A 20,242-nucleotide genomic window follows, 5' to 3' on the forward strand; every position below is an offset into this window, starting at 1 on the left:
TTATTAATTGAATACATTAAAAACTATATGAAGTCCCGGCTCACCTATCGCGCCGATTTTTGGGTAGAGGTCATATCAGATTTGCTCTTTCAGGCTACAAACTTTATCTTTATACTAGTAATTTTCATGCATACGGATAGCCTTGGCGGCTGGAATCAGAACGAAGTAGTGTTCGTCTATGGGTTCTTTATGGTGCCTTTTGGGGTGTTTAGTTGTTTTGTGAATCTATGGGGATTTAGTGAGCGTTATATCGTCAAAGGTGAGATGGACCGTATTTTGACACGTCCGGCGCATAATCTGTTCCAGATCTTCTTGGAAAATGTTGATCCACCAGCACTAATGGGCTCATTCATAGGTATTATTATTATGGCCATCAGTGGTAGTAATCTGGGTCTTCCCTTTGAATGGTGGACGATACCGGCTCTGATCATTCTTACATTAAGTGCCGTCGCCATCTATACTGGAATTTATACAACATTGACTTCGTTGTCTTTCTATTCCGATGCACCAACGGGTATTCTTCCTCTAATGTACAATATTCAGACCTATGGCCGTTATCCGGTAACGATTTACAATCGTGCTATTCAGGTACTTCTAACTTGGATTATCCCGTTTGCATTCGTCGGAGTTTATCCAGCAGCGCTCTTCCTGCAGCGTGAAGAAATGACGAGCCTGGCGCTGATGACACCTGTTGTAGGTGCGATATTCCTTGGGATTGGTCTGTTAGCTTGGAGTTATGGAGTTAGAAGATATAAGGGCGCGGGATCTTAAGCTAAGCTAGTGTCTTCTTAAGTTGGAAAGGCTACCTTCGGGTAGTCTTTTTTTTCACTCCTAATTCATGAATATGCTAAAATCATTAATAACTACAATGGGGAGGAATCATAAATGAATGTGTTAAATATTTTACCATCACCCGAAAACTTAAAAAAACTCATGAAAATACTTGCTTCTCTAAATATTGTCCTATGTCCAGAGGAATGGCTTCGCTATCATAGTTTTGTTTCTGAATTCGATAAGAATGTTTCCTTAGCATCGATTGACAATGGATCAGGTGATCATTTGTTTATTATTTTTTCACCTCAAGGAACGATAATTAAAGGATTTGATCATGAGTCAGAAGTAAGTCCATATGCGCGCGACGAACATGAAGTTTGGCCAGGAATCTATGAAGAAGTCCCGACCTCACTATTGTCTTTACTGGAAGATGAGGCGATAACTAAGGATGATGTTACTTTTTGTTTTTGGCGTGAAGATAATGACTTGACGTGGCAAAAGGGGAAGGTAGAGATTCCAGCGGGGACAGAAGATGGTTCGGACTTTTTGCTAGGAACTATTTTCCGCACAGCTGAGGATTTTGTGGAATTTGCCGAAGGTTATTTTGAACTCACACTCCCCTTAGAGGTTGTTGCACAAGTTTATGAGGGTGCAGCTATTACGAAAGAGATGATTAAAGCGTTAAATCCTGATGGTGATATTGAGAAAATCCTTCAGGAATTAGCAGAGCTAGACTCTTAGGTAATTATCGATTTGAAAACAGTGAGGGATGCGAAATAAATGAAGGGCTGCCGATAGGCAGTCCTTTATTTATTGATCGGAAGTATTTCTTAATGAGGAGCGAAAATAGGAAATAAAAACAGAATACTTTCTCTTTATCAAAGTTTTATTTACATATATCATTTTACTAAAGATACAAGTGAGAGGGATAAAACTTTACATAAATCAAGCGATCTTAATAACTCTCAAATCAATTTCGTGAGTGTGAGTTAGGTTCCAGAGTAGAGTATTTGGAGTGGAAGTATTAAAATATTGTTTTTCAAAGAGGGGGCAGTTTGTTATATGTTTGGAATTATGGCTATTTCCGGCCTGTCTTTTCTTCTAGTGGCGATATTTACGCCGTTGTTGATCTGGACACTGCACAGGCTGAGGCTAACGCAGCCGATTCGCTCCGAGTTACCAGCGGATCATCAGGCCAAACGTGGTACACCGCTTATGGCAGGGTTGGTCCTGCTTATCGGGATAGCGATCTCGTTACAGTTTCATCCCGGACCTCTAATGTTACTCTTATGCGTCACGTTTTTGTTGTTCAGCTCAGTCGGATTTCTCGATGATTTCAAAAAGGCTTTTTGGCAAAATCCGTCCGGCATCACCGGTCGCTCAAAACTAGTGTTACAATTTATTTTTACTGGAACCATTTTGTATATGTTGTTCCATTCGTTCGGCCTGACGAGCGATATTGGGTTATTTCAAGGGCACTATTTGCAATTGCCTTTGTACCTTTATGTCGGAATCATTTTGCTGTTTGTGGTGGGCTCCGCAAATGCCATCAATTTTACGGACGGTCTTGATGGGCTACTGATCAATGTAGCCATTCCAACGTATTTTTTCTTTTTTATGATTTCGGACAAACCTGAAGTGCAGACATTTTCCCTTGTCATGATTGGCTGTCTGCTGGGGCTGTTCCTTTACAATATTTATCCGGCAAGAGCGTTTATGGGCGATACAGGTTCACTAGCGATTGGTGGTTCCCTTTCCATTTTAGCTGTCATTGAGAAGGTCGAGCTTTTGATTCCGATTTTGTTTTTCGTCTATTTTGCGGAGCAGTTGTCGGTCATATTACAAGTTTGGTACTATAAACGGAATAAGCTGCGGCTGTTCCGAATGGCTCCGATTCATTACCATTTCAGTTTAAAATACGGATGGAGCGAAAATAAAATCGTGATGATTTTCGGTTTCATTTCGTGGGTATCCGTACTGATTTGCTGGTTAATTTGGAAATATCTCATGCACTAAATTAATTTTACATTTACAAATCTATAAAAGTAGATATAATGAAATGCATGGAACCTTTAGTGATATTTAAAGCTTTGTCTAACGAGACACGTAGTCAGATTATGATGTGGTTAAAAACTCCGGAGGAATTCTTTGATGAGAAGCCTTATTTACAACAAGGCCTAAGTTTTCGAACTGGAATATGCGTGGGAGATATTCAAGCTAAAGCGGGACTTGCACAGTCTGTTATCTCGAGTTATTTGTTGACAATGCAAAAAGCTGGTTTGTTGGAATCTGAGCGAATTGGGAAGTGGACGTACTATCGTCGGAACGAGAAGACAATTCAGGAATTTTCCGAGTATATTAAACAGAAACTATAAATGAGAGGAGGGAAGACTTTTTTTTGATAATACATATCTACAATTCTGTATATGTAAATATAAATGGAGGATTATTTTAAAAATGAAAAAGATTAACCCGTTGCTTATTATTATTTTGGCTTTAGGTGTATTTGGTATTATCACTACGGAAATGGGGATTATAGGTGTTCTACCGCAGATAACTCAAAAATTTAATATATCGACTTCACAGACTGGATGGCTTGTAAGTATATTTGCTTTAGTCGTTGCCATTTCTGGTCCATTTCTAACATTACTGGCTTCTGGTATCAATCGTAAAGTTATTCTATTAACGGCTGTACTTATTTTTGCAATTTCAAATGTTGTGTACGCTTATACAACTATGTTTGAAGTAATGCTGATTTTTCGTATTATCCCTGCTATTTTTCATCCTGTCTTTTTTTCAGTTGCTCTTGTGACCGCTGCTCAACTTGTCCCACCAGAAAAGAGTACTAAAGCAGTTACAAAGGTTTTCGCCGGAATCACAGTCGGGTTTGCTTTTGGTGTGCCTTTGACTTCTTATCTTGCGGACAAAATATCATTAGAAGTTGCTTTCCTGTTTGGTGCTGTTGTAAGTATAATTGCCTTTTTAGGGATACTCGCTTGGCTTCCTTCCATGCCTGTTAAAGAAAAAATGTCTTATGGCAAGCAGCTTGGTATACTACGCAAACCCCTATTATGGTTAAATATTGTGACTGTTATTTTTATTTTTGCAGCTATGTTTTCTGTATATAGTTACTTCGCTGAGTATCTTGGACAAGTAACACATATGAATGGATCATGGATTAGTATCATGTTGATGGCCTTTGGTATAGTCATGATTTTTGGGAACTTTTTATTTGGGGGCCTTTTGCATAAAAGCATTTCAAAGACCGTCATCATGTTTCCTCTGCTATATGCGGTAACTTACCTCTTCGTTTATTATCTAGGATCTTATTTCATTCCGATGGTTATTATCATAATCATTTGGGGGGCAGTGCATTCCGGAGGACTCATTGTCAGTCAAGCATGGTTAACGACCGAGGCGAAAGAAGCTCCCGAATTCGGTAACAGCTTGTTTATTTCATTCTCCAATCTTGGAATTACTATAGGGACTGCTATAGGTGGTTGGTTTATTTCTCATGCAGGAATACATCAGCTCATCTGGATCGGAATTATGTTTTCCCTGCTTGCTTTCTTATCGATCATAATCAAAATAAAAATTTCCAACTTAAACGTAGCAGAAGCTAAGCTGGGTGATTAACGGAGATTATGAATTTATTAAAACGGCGACAGCCATGTATCTTATTTTTCTGGTACATAGCTGTCGTTGTTTTCTATATTAAATATTACAAACTTGTGTTTTTTACTATTTTGATTTATTTTAATTAGACCCCATGAAGCTATTACATATGTATAAGAAAGAGGTTTAACCATGAGTAAAACGTATCTATTAAAAATCTGCTTAGCCATCACCCTCATACTCGGAACAGCTACCGCTTGCACTTTCGCCGAGCAGTCTACTCCAGATCAAGCTCCATCTATAACAACAAGTCCTAGCCCTAAATCTGATGCTACGGCAAAGAATACACAAGAGGATAACAGACGTTTATTAGATGCTAAGGTAACACGGGTAGTTGATGGTGACACCATGAAGCTGACTATCGACGGTAAAAAAGAAACAGTACGCTTGCTACTAGTCGATACCCCTGAATCCGTTAATCCGAACATTCCTGAGCCACAGCCATTTTCGATAGAAGCCTCTGATTATGCCAAAAAGATGCTTACCAATAAAGATGTGCAAATTGAACTAGATGTATCAGAACGAGATAAATATGGTCGTCTACTCTGTTATCTCTATATCGATGGCAAAATGTTTAATGAGCTTCTGCTAGAGCAGGGTTATGCACGTGTGGCATATGTATTTGCACCTAATACGAAATACGTAGATCAATTTAGAGCTATTCAGGATAAAGCAAGAGAGCAGGAAATCGGCATCTGGAGTATTGAAAATTACGCGCAAAACAATGGTTTTCATGTTCCAAAAACGAAATGATTATCTAGTAATCAGGATTTATAGAGCTACCATGAGGTAGCTTTTTTTATTTGCTTTCGAATGTTATAAATGTAATATTGTGGTATGGTTCCTGTGATTATATTTGGGGATGAACAAAAAAACAAGCCATTAAGGAAAAGGATGCTGTGTAATGAGCAATTATATTATGGAGCTAAGAAAACTAGTAGGTACCAGGCCGCTTATTATGGCAGGAGCCTGTGTTTTGTTGTGTAGCGAGCAGCAATTACTATTACAACGTAGAACGGACAACGGTTGCTGGGGGTTGCCAGGTGGCTCGATGGAGCTTGGGGAGACTTTGGAAGAGGTTGCTAAAAGGGAACTTTTTGAGGAGACAGGTTTACAAGCCAGAGGACTTGAATTGTTCGACATGTTTTCTGGACAAGAGCTTTATTACAAATATCCAAACGGTGATGAAGTATATAATGTTGTAGCCGCTTATCTATGTACAGAATTTGACGGTGCGCTTAAAGAAGATGGAATTGAAGTGCAAGAAGTCCGTTTTTTTAATTATGGAGAATTGCCTAGCGAGTTATCACCTCCTGATGTTCCAGTCATTAAGAGATTTATGGATCATTTTATGAAGTAAGACCACATCTCACTTAAAGTGTCACCTTTCCCAGGGAACCATAATACGATGAAATATGAACCATGACATTAGCCCGGAAAGGTGTGCGATTATGAACGGAACAATCCTCAATTTCTTTGCTGGCGGGAATACGGCTCACGGCTTTTACAGCCTCTATGAGTCGTCATTGCAAAGTTTAACGCGTCTATATGTTTTAAAAGGAGGCCCAGGTACGGGGCAGACCAAACTGATTAGAGAAATTGGAGAGCAGTTGAATCAACAAGGTTATGAGATCTGGTTCATCCACACTGCATCAGATAACGATTCATTCGACGGTGTGATTATTCCCAAATTAAATATAGGAATTGTGGATGGAACAGCTCCGCGAGTAATAAACCCTGAACTGCCTGAAGAGTCCATCGTATTCGTAGATTTGGAGCAGGCCGCTGATCAGTTCCAGTTGTGTCAGCAGAAGTTGGAAATCGATAATTTAGTCGGAGCCATTAAACAAGAACATGAATTGGCTTATGCTGGCTTTGCTGAAGCTCTTCGCATTCATGACGAATGGGAAGCAATTTATATCGCGAAAATGGATTTTCAAGCAGCTGATGAGCTGACACAGGAGTATATTAAGCTTTTGTATGGTGATCAGAAATCTGATAAATCCAGCCGGGTAGATCATCGTTTTTTAGGTGCGGCGACGCCTAAGGGGGCCGTGGATTTTGTTCCTAATCTAACCTCAGGACTAAAAAGATATCTGGTTAAAGGACGTGCGGGCTCCGGAAAATCTACATTGTTGAAGAAAATAGCGGCTGAAGGCATCAAACGTGGTTTCGATGTTGAAATTTACCACTGTGGCTTCGATCCAAATAGCCTTGATATGATTATTGTGCGTGAGCTTGGCTTTGCTATTTTTGATAGTACGGCTCCACACGAGTACTACCCAGATCAGGCAACCGACGAGATCGTCGATATGTATTCCCGCTGTATACTGCCTGGTACAGATGAAGAATATTCCGAAGCTATTGCCGGCATTAAAGAGCGATATTCGAGTACCATGAAGCAATCCACACAACATCTTACAGACGCAAAAGTATTCCTAGTTGCATTAAAGCAAATCTATACTTCTACCCTGAATTTTGATCGTGTAGACCAGATTAAATCGCAGATTTTAGAGGAAATCAACGAGATTGTTGAAAGTCCACTGGAGGTTTAAACCTACATTTAAGATCGCTCTCTAGAGGGCGGTCTTTTTTTGTGAGAAAAGAAATTGGTATGGTACATACGCACCAATGTGGTTATTTCCACTGGAACTGTATCCAAGTATGCTCTCTCTAGTAACAACGATAAGGGAGAGAAGCTTATGAATGATCAAAAAGTAATGTTTAGAACAGGGCTAAAAGATTCTATCGCAATTGTTGCAGGATTTATCCCAGCTTGCTTTACGTTTGGATTGGTCGGTAAGGGGTTAGGTCTAGAAAGTCTGGAAGTATTCTTATTGTCAGCGCTCGTATTTGCGGGGGCTAGTCAATTTATCGGTGTAAAAATGCTTGCCGCAGGAGCAGCCGCTCCAGTGATTTTACTGCTTACTCTGATCATTAACTTAAGATATTTGTTTATCAGCTTATCCTTTGGAGGGCAGTTAAATCGTAACATCAGTGTACTAGCGAGAACTTGGATTGGATTCAGTTTAACAGAAGAGGTATATGCCGTTAGTATGATCCCTCGAGAAGGAGTAAATCGTAAAACGGAGAATGAAAAAATGAACCAGCCCTTAGGACTTCCTTATCTGCTAGGCCTACAAATTCCTCCCTATGTCGCTAACCTGATAGCAACAGCTTCGGGGATCACCCTTGCCTCCTATATCCCAGCTTTATATTTACCGGCGCTAAACACGTCATTATATGCCTTACTAATTGCACTTGTTGTACCTCAATTGAAAGGCAGCTTACGGAATATGGCTATATGTATATCAGCTGCAGGATCATCTTGGCTACTGAACCCTTTGCTGGGAAACTCATCGATTCTTATAGCTATGTTGATCGGCATGGCAGTGGGTTCCTTAATTAAAGGGCAAGTCAAAGCGGAGAAGGGGGTATCCATATGACTATATTAATCATCATAGGTATGGCTGTTATTACATTTTTATTTCGTTTTGTGCCTTTACTGCTTACGAACCATACGAATGGTTCTTCCAAAGTCCAAGCGCTACTGGAGTATTTGCCCATAGCGGTACTTAGTGCGTTAACGGTACCTGGAATCATTCAGGTAGACCCAGATGTTAATCTTGTGGGTATCGCATCAGGGACTGTCGCTGTTATACTGGTATTAATTAGAAAAATTCCGCTGCTCTTCGTGATTCTAGGCTCTGTTTCCGCAGCAATACTCGTAAAAATGCTAACCCTATATTTTTAAATCAAAAGTCGGAAAAGAAGGGGAGGACCTCTTATGAAGCATGATTTGCTGATCACACTCGATAAAGAACGACAGATACCATTTAGCCGTCAAATTTACGAGCAAGTTCGAAATGCTATCCATTCAGGAGCTTTAAGCGGGGGGGACCCCCTGCCTCCGTCTAGAACTTTGGCCAATCAGCTTGGAGTATCCAGAAGCGTGGTCCTTCAATCCTATGAGCTACTACAGGCAGAAGGGTATCTGGAGATGAGAAAAGGGGCGGGAACGTTTATTGCGGAGTTGACGTTAGAGGAGAAAATTACAAAAGATTATGAGAGCCCTTACAATTTTATAACGAAGGGACCTGATATCCTTACGCTTAATCCTCCTGCTACTAGAGAAGTTGATCATTTGAACCCGGTATTTTGCGATTTTCGACATGGTGTACCTGCTTGGGATGCGTTTCCTATGGATCAATGGCAAAAAGCTCTAATGAATGCTTGCCGCCGCGCTTCACCGGATACTTTAGGCTATGGCCCTGCGGAGGGTTCACTGGGACTACGCAGAGAAATTGCTCGTTTATTACGTTCCACGCGGTCTATGCCCGTTGTTCCAGAACAAATCGTGATTACTTCTGGAGCTACGCAAGCTCTTGATATTTTATCGAGGATTTTCTTATTTAAAGGTGATCAAGTCATTGTTGAAGATCCATCACATAGCGTTGTGCGTGAAATATTTTCTTTTGCTGGGGTAGAGGTCATACCTGTTAAAGTAGATCAAGATGGCATCTGTGTGGAAGAGATCCAGACAAACAGTGATAACGATAAAGAAGGTAATCTTAAAAAATCGCCAAAGCTAGTCTATGTTACGCCTTCTCACCAGTTCCCTTTTGGGACGACACTGTCCTTGAAACGAAGAGTTCAGCTGTTGGATTGGGCGAAAGCTAATCATGCTTTTATTATTGAAGACGATTATGACAGTGAATATAGGTACGAGGGTCCGAAATTATCTGCGCTTGCTGGTCTAGATGTTGAAGGTCGAGTCATTTATGTAGGCAGCTTTAGTAAAGTATTATTTCCTTCTCTGCGGATAGGTTATGTTGTATTGCCTCCGGCTTTGCTTCAACCTTTTTTGGCCGTTAAATGGATTACAGATCGCATGTCTTCTGCTTTGGATCAGGAAGCGTTAGCTGAATTTATACAGAATGGTCACTATGCAAGGCATATTACACAGATGGGTAAGCTGTATGCCTCACGTAGAGCCTGTCTCGTAAATAGCTTGAATACTGAATTTGGGAGTCGTGTGCGATATTATGGCGAGGAAGCGGGGCTGCACTTACTGATTGAGCTGGAGTCGGATGCCGAAGAGAATCGTATAGCTGAAGTGGCGCTCCATTACGGAGTTCGTGTATATCCTGCATCTTCTTATTTTCTGGAGAGTAAACCTAAGGGACCTGTGTTTCTACTAGGCTATTCTAATCTTACCGAGAATCAGATTAAGATGGGTGTGAACAGACTGATGTTAGCCGAAGCAGAAGCGACAGTTAGTAGTAGTCATTTGTAATAGAAATGTTGGAACTTTATCATATAACTTGTATGTTCCCTCTATAGTTTCAGCCTTCAGACATTCATAATAAAAGGTGAAGTTATTTCTAATTCTGGAGGTTCTTATGAAACGCTACATTATAGGAATTGATCTCGGTGGAACGAATATTAAAGCAGGAATTTACGATTTCGATTTTATAGCTGTAAAAGAAATATCTACACCTACAGAGGCAGCCAAAGGCCCGTTACATGTGCTGGAACGGATTAGAGAAGCTGTACGTTTGATTACGGTTGAAGCGGATATTTCGTTAGATTTAGTAGAAGGTATGGGAATCGGAGTGCCCGGATTACTTGATCCGGTAGCGGGCATTTCTTTTTTCTCGCCTAATTTTCCGGGGTGGGAGCAAGTATATGTTGTTGACGAGATGAAGCAGTTTTATGATTTCCCTATTTTCATTGATAACGATGTGAGGGTTAATCTGTATGGAGAATGGCAGCAAGGTGCAGGCAGAGGTTATAACAATCTAGTTCTGATTACTTTGGGAACGGGTTTAGGATCGGGTATTGTGAATAACGGGAAAGTAATCTACGGCACGTCTTATAGCGCTGGTGAAATTGGGCACATGAATATGTACAGGAACGGACGACCTTGTAAATGTGGGAGCTCGGGCTGCTTGGGACGATATGTCTCCGCGCTTGGCATGGTGAACACTTTTAAAGAGAAGCTGAAGGAAGGCCGAACCAGCATGATTCAGACCTGGGCAAATAATCAAGAAGAGCAAATTACCGCGCTAATGATATCTGAAGCCTACGAACTCGGAGACGATCTCTCTATGGAGGTCATGCAGGAGACAGGGACTATACTTGGCTTTGGATTAGCGAATGTAGTGAATATGCTCAACCCTGATCTTATTATTGTAGGTGGGGGGATGGCGGCAGCGGGTGATAAGTTGCTCCAACCTGTAAGAGAAACTGTAAGTCAGCATGCGTTGAAGCTATCTGGCAGTAAGTGTGAAATTGTTCAAGCTTCGCTGGGAAGTCGGGCCGGAACTATTGGTGCTGCCTCTTATGCATATAGTAAGCTTAAAGAAGCAGAGTAGCTAAAAATAATTGTTAAATTAGTATGAACTGGAACCAGATGGAGCCGCCCGGAATACAACAGTAATAAAATCCGTGGAGGTGCTCATATGTTTGCAATCATGCAATTAATAGGTGGGGTGATCCTGTCTTTGGGATGGATTCCTCAAATTATTCAAATCCTTAAATCAAAATCCGTAGTCGATTTAAATTTGAAGTCGTATTTACTTATGCTGCTCGGGATTAGTCTAATGGAAGCATACGCGATAAGTTTGGCGGTTACGGGAGTAGGTTTAGCTTTTTTGATTACGAATACGATGTCCTTATGTGTTGTGTTGCTGGTTATTATTCTAGTGCTTAAATATCGAGCAAGATAATGATTAAAGTTAAGAAGGTAGGAAACGGAATGACGTACAGTTATCGAAAAGCCGCATCTACGGATTATGCCGCAATATGACAAGAACAAGATTTGTACTGGCTAGGAAATGTTATTGTTTCAACCGATTATAGAGGTAAGGGAGCCGCGGAGTATTTGATTCGTACCATGCTTGCTGCTGCTAAAGAGGACTTACAGCTTCAAGAGTTACATCTAGTTTGTCATAATGTGAATACTAAAGGGATGTTATTATACTCCAGGTTAGGGTTTAAGCCGTATGAAATTGTCAAAAGAACAGGTCCTCATGAAACAATCATCGCCGGAATCTTTATGAAAATAGAGCTAACTTAGGTTAGTAAATGTGGAGGTACATTTGAGCGAAAAATATTTTACATACGAAATCGATGCAGTAACTTTTCAATTGCAAGAGCCTTGTGATTTTGCTTGGTTATCTAAACTTGGCAGGGTGTTCAAAGTGTTCGATCAGCAGGACTCGGGAAATCTTTCTTTTGGTGTGGAGAAGGAGGGTCAGAAGTATTTTGTGAAATTTGCTGGTGCAAAGCCTTTGACTTACGATAGAAACCCCTCGGATGCTGTTGATAATTTGATTAAAGCTATTCCGATATATAAAGAGCTTGAATCTGAAGTGCTGATCTATCTGGTGTCACATTTTGAAGTTGGAGTGGGATATGCAGCAGTGTTTGAATGGTTTGAAGGTGAATGTTTGCATTCGCATTGGCTGTTTGCGGGAGAAGCTAAGTTGAACCATCCGGAATCGCCTTTTTACCGCTATAAGCAACTATCTATTGAAAAACGTTTAGCGTCCTTAGACGTAATCTTTGCGTTTCATGAACATGTTGAGTTGCAGGGTTATGTCGCCGTCGATTTTTATGATGGAAGTATTCTTTATAATTTCGCGAACGATGAAACAAGGATTTGTGATATTGATTTTTATAGACCTAAGCCAACTGTAAATGATCTGGGAGAGAACTTCTGGGGCTCATCCAGATTCAAGTCACCGGAAGAGTTTATCTTGGGTGCACCGATTGATGAAGTTACCAATGTATTCAATATGGGCGCAACTTCATTTGTTCTTTTAGGAGGAGCCTCCGACCGGTCGTTTGCAAAATGGGAGGCGAGCGAAGCTCACTACGAGGTTGCTTTACGGGCGGTTAGCCTGGAGCGTGAGCAGCGGTATCAGAGTGTAGCGGAATTTAAATTAGCTTGGGATAGAGCAGGAATTGTTTGAGGTAGGTGGGAAATGAGAACTGCTTAAGCTGTAAGATAAGAATGATAGCCCTGCTATTGTCACATGATATGATTTATAAATAGAACAAGCAGGAGGGATTTCAATGAAAAGAGACATTCAGCATGTTCCCTACGGCTATGAGCCACCGGTTGAACAACGTAAAGGGACGTTAGTGTTTTACGATTCTTTTGAACATATAACAGATCAGGAACTTGTAATCGCGGCAAAAACGGCCACCGATCGGCGTTTCACTAAGCTAGTGCTATATCCGCTTCATGAAGAAACGGTGAGACGGATGACCAAAGAGCCGGTGAGCGCTTATTATAAGCGTGAGGACCGGCTGCATGAATGGAAGAGGGAGCAAGGACTTAGCTTCATCACGGTAGAGAGTTTGGAAGGAAAGCGAAAGAAATATACTCCGCTTGATTCTGCGCTTAGACATCTTGCAGAAATCTATCCTTCGCCGATTTTTTTGTATTTAACACCTGAGGTGGCGAATCAGTTTGCGTCTTACTCCTCTTTTGAAGAATGGATTGTAAAGATCCGCTTATTGTTGCCATCTGCACCTTCATCACTTCATCCAAGGCTACTAAAATTTCGCCATCGCTGGGATGTTGTTGGAGAAGAGAAAGATTAAGATTTAATGTGTGCTGCTCTGTTTACGTCTGTAATTGTACATTCTCCACTGATAATGGATAAAACATCCGATGCAAAATCCAAGTATCGCAACAGTGGCTGCCACTGCAACTAGCGCTGTGAAAATATAGGCAGCAATCGTCCACCCCGCGATGAAGCTGATCAGACCACCTGTGAGGCAGAAGACAGCAATCGTTTGATTAAACTGTTGCTGTGACCAGTCTTCGAGTACATAGTGCGAACGTTCTTTTGTCAGAAACTTAGCAGCCAGTTTAATGATGGGATTATAACCGAACAAGAGTCCGAGCAATCCGGCAAACAAGGGCAGCGCAAGAATCCAGTGCTGTCCTGTTAGCCATGTCAATATTACAGAAATGACGATAAACGCCTGATTAGTCTTTACTAATGGTCGTGGAATTCCTTTGGGCACGTCTTGCATCTTATTCACACCTTTCTTATTGGAATAATTATAGTATACGCTGAGGTTGAGGGAATGGGAAGTAGATTACTTTGAATTTAAGTAATTTATATGTTGACATATCTCTTAAAAATATGGTTTTATTATGTAGACCAATTGTTATAATGCAAAGGAAGTGTCAGCTTGTCGAACAAGCCGAATACGCGTGAGGCGATTCTGGACACCGCTTCGAAATTATTTTTTTCTCAGGGATATCATGCAACAGGACTAAATCAGATTATTAAAGACAGCGATTCACCGAAGGGATCTCTTTATTATTACTTCCCCCACGGTAAAGAAGAGCTGGCTTTAACATGCATTAACCGGACTAGTCTAACAGTCGCTCAGAAACTGAACTGTCATATGGAGAGCAGCAATAGTGCAGCTGAAGCAATGGAGGATTTTATTCTAGGCATGGCTATGGATGCAGTGGAATCTTCATTTGAGGGGATTGTTCCATTTAGTTTTTGGTTAGCGGCGGAGACCTCTTGTATTAGTGAGGAGCTGCGGACTGCATGTAAATCTGTGTTTATGGACTTGCAAGATGTGATCAAGAAACGCCTTCTGGAAGAAGGTGTGGAGAGCAACACTGCAGCCGATAAGGCTTCAGTAATAGTCTCATTATTTGAAGGAGCGCTTCTTCAGACGCTGACTTTACGGGATGAACAGCCGCTTCTCGCGGCGGCGAAGATTATCCCAGCAATACTTGGTTAGAGATAGACAATAGATAAGAACATCAGGGGGATTAAGAGTGGAAGCAACTATGCAAGGAAAGCAACAAAAGGAAGTAAAGAAGTTTAAAACCATTCCGATTCTAGTCTCTTTACTACTTGCAGGATTTATCGGAATGTTCAGTGAAACCGCACTGAATGTAGCTTTAAGTGATCTTATGAATGTCCTTCAAATTACTCCAGCAACAGCACAATGGTTGACGACGGCTTATCTGCTTACACTGGGAATTCTAGTACCGATTTCGGGTATGCTGCTTCAGTGGTTCTCGACTAGACAGTTGTTTGTTGCTGCTTTATGTTTTTCAATACTTGGAACGTTTTTAGCTGCAGTATCACCTAGTTTTGAGTTCCTATTAACAGCGCGTGTGGTACAAGCAATGGGTACAGCGCTTCTTTTACCACTTATGTTCAATACGATCCTTATTATCATTGCTCCTGAAAAACGTGGTGCCGCGATGGGGATGATAGGATTGGTTATCATGGTAGCACCAGCGATCGGTCCTACTATTGCCGGTCTTCTAATTGAAAGCCTTAGCTGGCACTGGATCTTCTGGCTGTCACTGCCATTCCTGGTGATCGCATTGATATTCGGGATCCTCTTCATGCAGAATGTAACGAAGGTTACGAAGCCGAAGATCGACATCCTCTCCATAGTGTTATCATCAATCGGGTTTGGTGGAATCGTGTTTGGTTTCAGTAGCGCCGGTGAAGAAGCTGGTTGGGGAAGTCCAAAAGTAATCATTGCTATCGTAGTAGGTGTGGTATCACTCTTATTGTTTGGTTTGCGCCAAATGAAGATGAAGCAGCCTATGATTAATCTGCGAGCTTTTAAATATCCAATGTTCTCTATTGGTGTGGCTATGGTATTTATTTGTATGATGGTTATCCTGTCATCCATGTTGATTCTTCCAATGTATCTTCAACAGGGTCAAGGGTATACAGCGTTCAAGGCAGGCTTGCTGCTACTTCCAGGGGGGATTATTAACGGATTGATGTCCCCAATCATGGGTCGTCTGTTCGACAAATACGGTCCCAAATGGCTCGTTATTCCGGGTCTAATTATTGCAGCTACTGCTTTGTGGTTCTTCTCCAGTATTACTGTTGCTTCTACGGTTGTATTCGTAATCGTACTTCACAGTACGCTTATGATTGGTGTGTCGATGGTATTTATGCCTGCACAAACCAACGGAATTAACCAGCTGCCGTTAGAATTATATCCAGATGGTACAGCGATCATGAATACTTTGCAGCAGGTTGCTGGTGCGATCGGTACTGCATTAGCTGTCAGCATTATGTCCGCAGGTTCTAAGAGTTATTTGAAGACTGTGGCCGATCCTGCCGATCCAGCTAATATGTTGCCTGCATTCACGCAAGGTGTACAAAATGCATTTATTTTTGGAATGAGTATGGCGATTGTAGGTCTAATCCTTGCGTTCTTCGTGAAAAGAGTAGTTGTTAATCATAAAATGAATACACCAATGCATTAATCATTAAATTTGTAAAATCCCCTTACGGTAGATAGTGGAGAAGGTTCATGTACGTATGAACATACCACTGTTAATCGGAGGGGATTTTTTTAATCATAACAAGAAAGAGGGACCTCTCCCCGGTAGAATACCGAGAAGCGTCCGCCACCTAACTTCTTTTTAAGAAAAATGCTGGGCTATATTAGTCAGATACTCTGCTTCATCTGTATTTTCTTTCATATGAATGAGCATTTTTGCATCTTCTCCAACAATGTACCGGAACTGACTTGTCCCATCAGTGGCGGCTTGATATATTGTTTCCGCAACAATTTCTGAAGGCGAAGCATAGGTAGGTTGTTTTTCCATCTCACCCAATTTACCCAAAAATGCAGTTGTAAAGGGTTTATAGTCCGTTAATTCTTCATTAAAAAAGAACTCCATCGATCTTCCACCAAAGTCCGTCTGAATGGCACCAGGTTCAATTAACTTTACTTTGATGTTTTGTGATGCTAATTCATAAGATACGGATTCAGAAAAACCTTCTACCGCAAATTTCGTTGAATGATACAGAGACATCGTAGGAAAGGTTACTTTCCCTCCCATAGAAGAGATATTGATTAGCAAACCATCTTGATTAGATCTAAAATGTGGCAATATGGCTTTAGTCATACTGATAAGACCAAACACGTTCACTTCAAACTGTCTTCTGATCTGCTCATCCGTAGCTACTTCAATAAGACCCATTGTTCCATAACCAGCATTATTGAGAAGAACGTCAATTTTACCGAACCGCTTAATCGCTTCCGCTAACGCAGGTTGAATTGTGTCTGATTTCTCAACATCAAGCTGTAAAACCAATACATTATCAAGTGTAATAAGTTCACTTTCTTGTTCAGGTGAACGCATCGTGGCTACGACGTTCCATCCTCTTTCAGCAAAATGTTTTGCTGTAGTTCTCCCAATGCCAGACGAAGCACCCGTTATAAAAATTGTTTTCATTAACAATTCCTCCTAAAAGTTTTCTTAGCATTACATCTTCACTTGGTACGTACAAAACTTACTTCGTAAGCACTAACTGCTCCATGTTTGACAACCCTTTGGCAATGATTTTGAGTTTTGCTTTATATTCTTCAATGCCAATCTGGATACAGATGATCTGTGCTGGATGCATTTCATCTTTATAAAATGAATACTGCGCAAGTAACTGATCTAACTTATGTTGTGATTCCTCCTGTACCTGCTTCAACCAAAGAATCACCTTGTCATACCCAACAAATTCACCAAAATATAGTCTCATCATAAAATCAGATTTCTTAATACTGTCAGCCTCTAGTGGGGCTAGTAAATAGGCGTTAAAACTATCTCTTCCTTTATCCGTGATGTTTAAAAGATTCTTATTAGGCTTACCTTCCTGCTGCACATTTTCCTTAGTTATCAAACCCTCCTTTTCCATGCGAGCAAGTGTGGGATAAATCGTTCCATAACTAGAACTATAGAAATTAGAGAATACATCCTCCAATAACTGTTTTATTTCGTAACCAGTCTTCGATTCTTTCATAAGCATGCCTAAAATAACATCCTGACTGTTCAAAATAGAACCTCCTTGTTGTTTAGAAATATTTGTATATCACGCTTATAATATATCGGTTAGATATATATTGTGTCAATATATATTATTTTGATACAGGTAACTTTATCGAAATCATAAATCACTTGTTCCTTGAGGATTGTTTGGAATGGGTACTATGAACCAATTAGTTTCAGGTTATTCCCGTATGTCTAAATATTAAGTACAATTACATATATGGCAAAAGGGAGGTCATCTATTGAACTGGAAAAAATCCGGCTTGTTAAGTATTGCTATAGCCCTTGGTTCAGTGACAGGATTCAGTACTTTGGGTATAGAGCCAGTATCTGCCGCAACGACAACGGAATCTGCAGGCGTTTATAATCAATTCCAGCAGTATGTACAGAAGCCGACATCTCTTGCTAACGCACGTAATTATTTAATTAACCATATCAAAGAAGTGGATACCTGGACAGCGACTCAGATGACACTTCAGCTCGAGAATGCACAGAAGGCACATTTATCTGTATACTCAGAAAAGGTTTTTCCGGACAAGATGCAGAAAGAGATAAACAGTGCTTTTTCCAAAAGCAAAAATCTAACCTATACCTCACTCCTTAATACGATCAAAGATGCCAATGTACGCAATGTGTTAATTGAAGGCCGGGATAAGGGATATAAGCTGGAGACCAGTGAGGGCATGTACTATCCGGTGATGCATTATGAGGGATTTAAGATCTTTAAGCCGTATATTACGAAGGACATCGCAGCTTATATTGACATCATGGCCACCGAATCTAATCAACCGAGTGTATCTGATGCAGCGATTGTAATCAGTTGGACCGAGTTAACGAATAGAGCGCTTGCAATAGAGGATTTTGTGACGAAATATCCTGCTTCTAACCGTTCAACCGCTCTTCAAAAAGAACTTCTCATTGCAACGTCCCGCTTATTGTATGGAACAAGTAATACACCTGCATATGACTATGATGAGCAAGTTATCAAACCAGAAGTAAAAAAGGCGTATGAGAATGCACTAAAAAATAGCAAAGTTGATACTAGAATTCTTTCGATTTTAGAAAAGCTACTACAATTACTTAATTCTACGAATAATAAATTCACTCCTGTAATAGAAAAATTTCTAGTTGAAACCGTAAACTCGTAATTATTAGAGTATGTAAAGACAACATCTGAGAAGAGGCTGGATTAATTGAGAATAGGATCAAAAGGAATAAGAATCGCAGTTTTCGCAGTTGTGCTGTTGTTGTGGACAAACAGTATGTTTATGGGTAGCGCTGAAGCTGCTTATGTCGGCTCTTCAACAGACTCTGTCCTGCAGCAAATGCAAATGGTGAAGAAGAACCATTTACCGCAAGGTTTTGTCTATCTGGATGAAGTGATTCCAACGGCACAATATGAGATTCGATATTACGGAGATAATAATTTTGTGGGGAAGCGGATTGATGGCTACAAGGCGCCTTTAGCGATATTCTCGCGGACAGCGGCAACAGCTTTGAAGGCTGTAAGTGAGGATTTAGCGGACAAAGGGTATATTCTTAAAATTTATGATGCTTATCGTCCGCAGACGGCGGTGAATCATTTTGTAAGATGGTCACAGAATGCCGTAGATACTAAAATGAAACAGCAATATTATCCGCGACTGGATAAACGTAATCTATTTAAACTTGGTTTTATAGCTAAAAAATCAGGCCATTCCAGAGGTAGCACCGTCGATTTAACGATTGTAAATAAAGAAACGGGAGCTGAAGTAGATATGGGCAGCCCGTTTGATTTTTTCGGAGACATTTCCTATTACGATACGCCCTTAATCAACAAGACTCAGAAAGCAAATCGGGCGATCCTCAAAGAGGCGATGGTAAAACAGGGATTTAAACCTTACAGCAAAGAATGGTGGCATTTTACGTTGATCAAGGAACCTTATCCTAAACAATATTTTGACTTCAAGGTGGAATAACCTAGAACTTGAATGTCCATGTAAGAAGCGATTCACTTTTTTTGTTGAGCTTTACTACCATTAGGATTAGCAGATGCTGGAAACGCACATAATACTAATAGTCAAAAAAAGGGAGGTTTCGAACGGATGAACAAAATCGCGGTTGTTGTAGTGTTAAGTGTACTGTTATTGGTAAATGGATTTGGAGGAAATACCTCTTCTACGGCTTGGGCAGATGCTAGTGAAGTAAAGGTGGTTTTGAATGGTCAGGTTCTGAAATCAGATCAATATTCAGCGTATCCTAACGGTTCTACGGTCATGCTACCCCTTAGAGAGGCATCAAGCGTCTTGAAATATCAAACCACTTATCAAAAAAGTACGGACACCATTACAGTAAGCGGAGTCAAACAAAAGATTGAATATAAAGTAGGAAACGACTATATTACCATTAATGATAAAGAGAAAAGAGACTTTAAGGATAATGTTGTGTTTAGGAAGGAACACTTATATGTTCCGCTCTCTTTTTTCACTAGTGCTGGACTGGTAACCTCTTATAATGCTGAAGCTAATCTAGTGGAAGTTTATGCGCCCGAGGTTACAGCAAGTGTGATAGCGGGACTGCTGAGCACTGGACAATTTCAAGAGTTAGAGAATCGATTCTTTAGTGATGAAATGAAGCGTTCGCTTTCCACTACGGGTTTACAGAAATATTGGGCTGATTTTACTGCACGAGCTGGTACTTACCATGGGATAAAGTCTACTGAAAGTATTCAAAAAGAAGATCAAATCTCAATACAATGTGTACTTGGCTTTGCTGTAACCGATGCGTCCCTTGAGTTTGTTCTCAATAAGTCTGGTAAGATTGTTGAATTAAAAGGAAACCTTCCTTCCATTTAATCTTGAGAATAATAAAGATTTAGGTTTAGAACAACAGGCTATGTGTGCGTCCCTTAAGAAGAGATTTCTTCTTGGAGCCATGCATAGCCTTTTTTGTGTTTCAATA

24 protein-coding genes are annotated in these 20,242 nt (G+C 40.5%); 21 read left to right on the forward strand and 3 right to left on the reverse strand.

Annotated elements, in window-relative coordinates; translation table 11 throughout:
• Positions 1-27: 27 nt before the first annotated feature.
• The 16 genes from NSS87_RS13610 (at position 28) to NSS87_RS13685 (ending at position 13,065) form a co-directional block, all read left to right on the forward strand.
• Entirely contained in the window at positions 28-771 is a 744-nt protein-coding gene (locus NSS87_RS13610; RefSeq protein WP_179085851.1) for an ABC-2 family transporter protein, read from the forward strand.
• A 114-nt stretch (positions 772-885) separates the two neighbouring features.
• Positions 886-1,515 (forward strand): hypothetical protein, encoded by a 630-nt coding sequence (locus NSS87_RS13615; RefSeq protein ID WP_339247753.1) that lies wholly within the window; start codon positions 886-888, stop codon positions 1,513-1,515.
• A gap of 321 nt (positions 1,516-1,836) precedes the next feature.
• Positions 1,837-2,790, forward strand: a complete 954-nt coding sequence (mraY, locus tag NSS87_RS13620) for a phospho-N-acetylmuramoyl-pentapeptide-transferase (RefSeq protein ID WP_042187778.1) — start codon at positions 1,837-1,839, stop codon at positions 2,788-2,790.
• Between the two features lie 47 nt (positions 2,791-2,837).
• Complete coding sequence (locus NSS87_RS13625) at positions 2,838-3,149, forward strand: winged helix-turn-helix transcriptional regulator (RefSeq protein WP_060624147.1); 312 nt, start codon at positions 2,838-2,840, stop codon at positions 3,147-3,149.
• An 82-nt stretch (positions 3,150-3,231) separates the two neighbouring features.
• Complete coding sequence (locus tag NSS87_RS13630; RefSeq protein WP_042187780.1) at positions 3,232-4,410, forward strand: MFS transporter; 1,179 nt, start codon at positions 3,232-3,234, stop codon at positions 4,408-4,410.
• A 171-nt stretch (positions 4,411-4,581) separates the two neighbouring features.
• Complete coding sequence (locus NSS87_RS13635) at positions 4,582-5,202, forward strand: thermonuclease family protein (RefSeq protein WP_339247756.1); 621 nt, start codon at positions 4,582-4,584, stop codon at positions 5,200-5,202.
• A gap of 151 nt (positions 5,203-5,353) precedes the next feature.
• Positions 5,354-5,809 carry an NUDIX hydrolase gene (locus tag NSS87_RS13640; protein ID WP_042187782.1) on the forward strand — a complete coding sequence of 152 codons (456 nt, stop codon included), beginning with the start codon at positions 5,354-5,356 and terminating at the stop codon, positions 5,807-5,809.
• Between the two features lie 91 nt (positions 5,810-5,900).
• Positions 5,901-7,004, forward strand: coding sequence for a PRK06851 family protein (locus NSS87_RS13645; protein WP_042187784.1), 1,104 nt, complete (start codon positions 5,901-5,903; stop codon positions 7,002-7,004).
• A 147-nt stretch (positions 7,005-7,151) separates the two neighbouring features.
• A complete protein-coding gene (locus tag NSS87_RS13650; protein ID WP_042187786.1) occupies positions 7,152-7,895 on the forward strand; it encodes an AzlC family ABC transporter permease in 744 nt (247 codons plus the stop codon).
• Complete coding sequence (locus tag NSS87_RS13655) at positions 7,892-8,203, forward strand: AzlD domain-containing protein (protein ID WP_042187788.1); 312 nt, start codon at positions 7,892-7,894, stop codon at positions 8,201-8,203. The genes NSS87_RS13650 and NSS87_RS13655 overlap by 4 nt, the downstream gene beginning before the upstream one ends.
• Positions 8,204-8,236: 33 nt before the next feature.
• Positions 8,237-9,745 (forward strand): PLP-dependent aminotransferase family protein, encoded by a 1,509-nt coding sequence (locus NSS87_RS13660; protein ID WP_042187790.1) that lies wholly within the window; start codon positions 8,237-8,239, stop codon positions 9,743-9,745.
• A gap of 106 nt (positions 9,746-9,851) precedes the next feature.
• Positions 9,852-10,826, forward strand: a complete 975-nt coding sequence (locus NSS87_RS13665) for an ROK family protein (RefSeq protein ID WP_042187792.1) — start codon at positions 9,852-9,854, stop codon at positions 10,824-10,826.
• Between the two features lie 87 nt (positions 10,827-10,913).
• Positions 10,914-11,180 (forward strand): PQ-loop domain-containing transporter, encoded by a 267-nt coding sequence (locus tag NSS87_RS13670; RefSeq protein ID WP_042187794.1) that lies wholly within the window; start codon positions 10,914-10,916, stop codon positions 11,178-11,180.
• Positions 11,181-11,272: 92 nt separating this feature from the next.
• A complete protein-coding gene (locus NSS87_RS13675) occupies positions 11,273-11,530 on the forward strand; it encodes a GNAT family N-acetyltransferase (protein ID WP_081951111.1) in 258 nt (85 codons plus the stop codon).
• A 22-nt stretch (positions 11,531-11,552) separates the two neighbouring features.
• The gene (locus NSS87_RS13680) at positions 11,553-12,428 is read left to right on the forward strand and encodes a serine/threonine protein kinase (RefSeq protein ID WP_339247761.1); all 876 of its coding nucleotides are present in this window, start codon (positions 11,553-11,555) and stop codon (positions 12,426-12,428) included.
• 103 nt (positions 12,429-12,531) lie between these two features.
• Positions 12,532-13,065 (forward strand): hypothetical protein, encoded by a 534-nt coding sequence (locus tag NSS87_RS13685; RefSeq protein ID WP_042187799.1) that lies wholly within the window; start codon positions 12,532-12,534, stop codon positions 13,063-13,065.
• A gap of 3 nt (positions 13,066-13,068) precedes the next feature.
• Here NSS87_RS13685 and NSS87_RS13690 read toward each other — a convergent pair whose 3' ends face one another.
• Positions 13,069-13,503, reverse strand: a complete 435-nt coding sequence (locus NSS87_RS13690; protein ID WP_076298904.1) for a DUF4395 domain-containing protein — start codon at positions 13,501-13,503, stop codon at positions 13,069-13,071.
• Positions 13,504-13,665: 162 nt separating this feature from the next.
• Between NSS87_RS13690 and NSS87_RS13695 the strand changes: the two genes are divergently transcribed.
• Together NSS87_RS13695 and NSS87_RS13700 are read left to right on the forward strand one after the other, a co-directional pair.
• Positions 13,666-14,235, forward strand: a complete 570-nt coding sequence (locus tag NSS87_RS13695) for a TetR/AcrR family transcriptional regulator (protein WP_042187803.1) — start codon at positions 13,666-13,668, stop codon at positions 14,233-14,235.
• A 49-nt stretch (positions 14,236-14,284) separates the two neighbouring features.
• Positions 14,285-15,739 (forward strand): DHA2 family efflux MFS transporter permease subunit, encoded by a 1,455-nt coding sequence (locus NSS87_RS13700; RefSeq protein WP_042193817.1) that lies wholly within the window; start codon positions 14,285-14,287, stop codon positions 15,737-15,739.
• Positions 15,740-15,898: 159 nt separating this feature from the next.
• On the opposite strand, the gene NSS87_RS13705 is transcribed toward NSS87_RS13700, so the two are convergent.
• Both NSS87_RS13705 and NSS87_RS13710 read right to left on the reverse strand, forming a co-directional pair.
• Positions 15,899-16,717: an SDR family oxidoreductase gene (locus tag NSS87_RS13705; RefSeq protein WP_339247765.1), complete on the reverse strand. Its 819-nt coding sequence runs from the start codon at positions 16,715-16,717 to the stop codon at positions 15,899-15,901.
• Positions 16,718-16,775: 58 nt separating this feature from the next.
• A complete protein-coding gene (locus NSS87_RS13710) occupies positions 16,776-17,309 on the reverse strand; it encodes a PadR family transcriptional regulator (protein ID WP_339247767.1) in 534 nt (177 codons plus the stop codon).
• Between the two features lie 235 nt (positions 17,310-17,544).
• Between NSS87_RS13710 and NSS87_RS13715 the strand changes: the two genes are divergently transcribed.
• The 3 genes from NSS87_RS13715 (at position 17,545) to NSS87_RS13725 (ending at position 20,136) form a co-directional block, all read left to right on the forward strand.
• Complete coding sequence (locus NSS87_RS13715) at positions 17,545-18,450, forward strand: hypothetical protein (protein ID WP_339247770.1); 906 nt, start codon at positions 17,545-17,547, stop codon at positions 18,448-18,450.
• A gap of 45 nt (positions 18,451-18,495) precedes the next feature.
• Positions 18,496-19,260 carry a M15 family metallopeptidase gene (locus NSS87_RS13720; RefSeq protein ID WP_339247772.1) on the forward strand — a complete coding sequence of 255 codons (765 nt, stop codon included), beginning with the start codon at positions 18,496-18,498 and terminating at the stop codon, positions 19,258-19,260.
• 126 nt (positions 19,261-19,386) lie between these two features.
• Positions 19,387-20,136 (forward strand): DUF3887 domain-containing protein, encoded by a 750-nt coding sequence (locus NSS87_RS13725; protein ID WP_339247775.1) that lies wholly within the window; start codon positions 19,387-19,389, stop codon positions 20,134-20,136.
• The last annotated feature ends 106 nt before the right edge of the window (positions 20,137-20,242 follow it).

Origin of the sequence: Paenibacillus sp. FSL F4-0243 (assembly GCF_037963295.1) — a bacterium.
Classification (GTDB): domain Bacteria; phylum Bacillota; class Bacilli; order Paenibacillales; family Paenibacillaceae; genus Paenibacillus_AQ.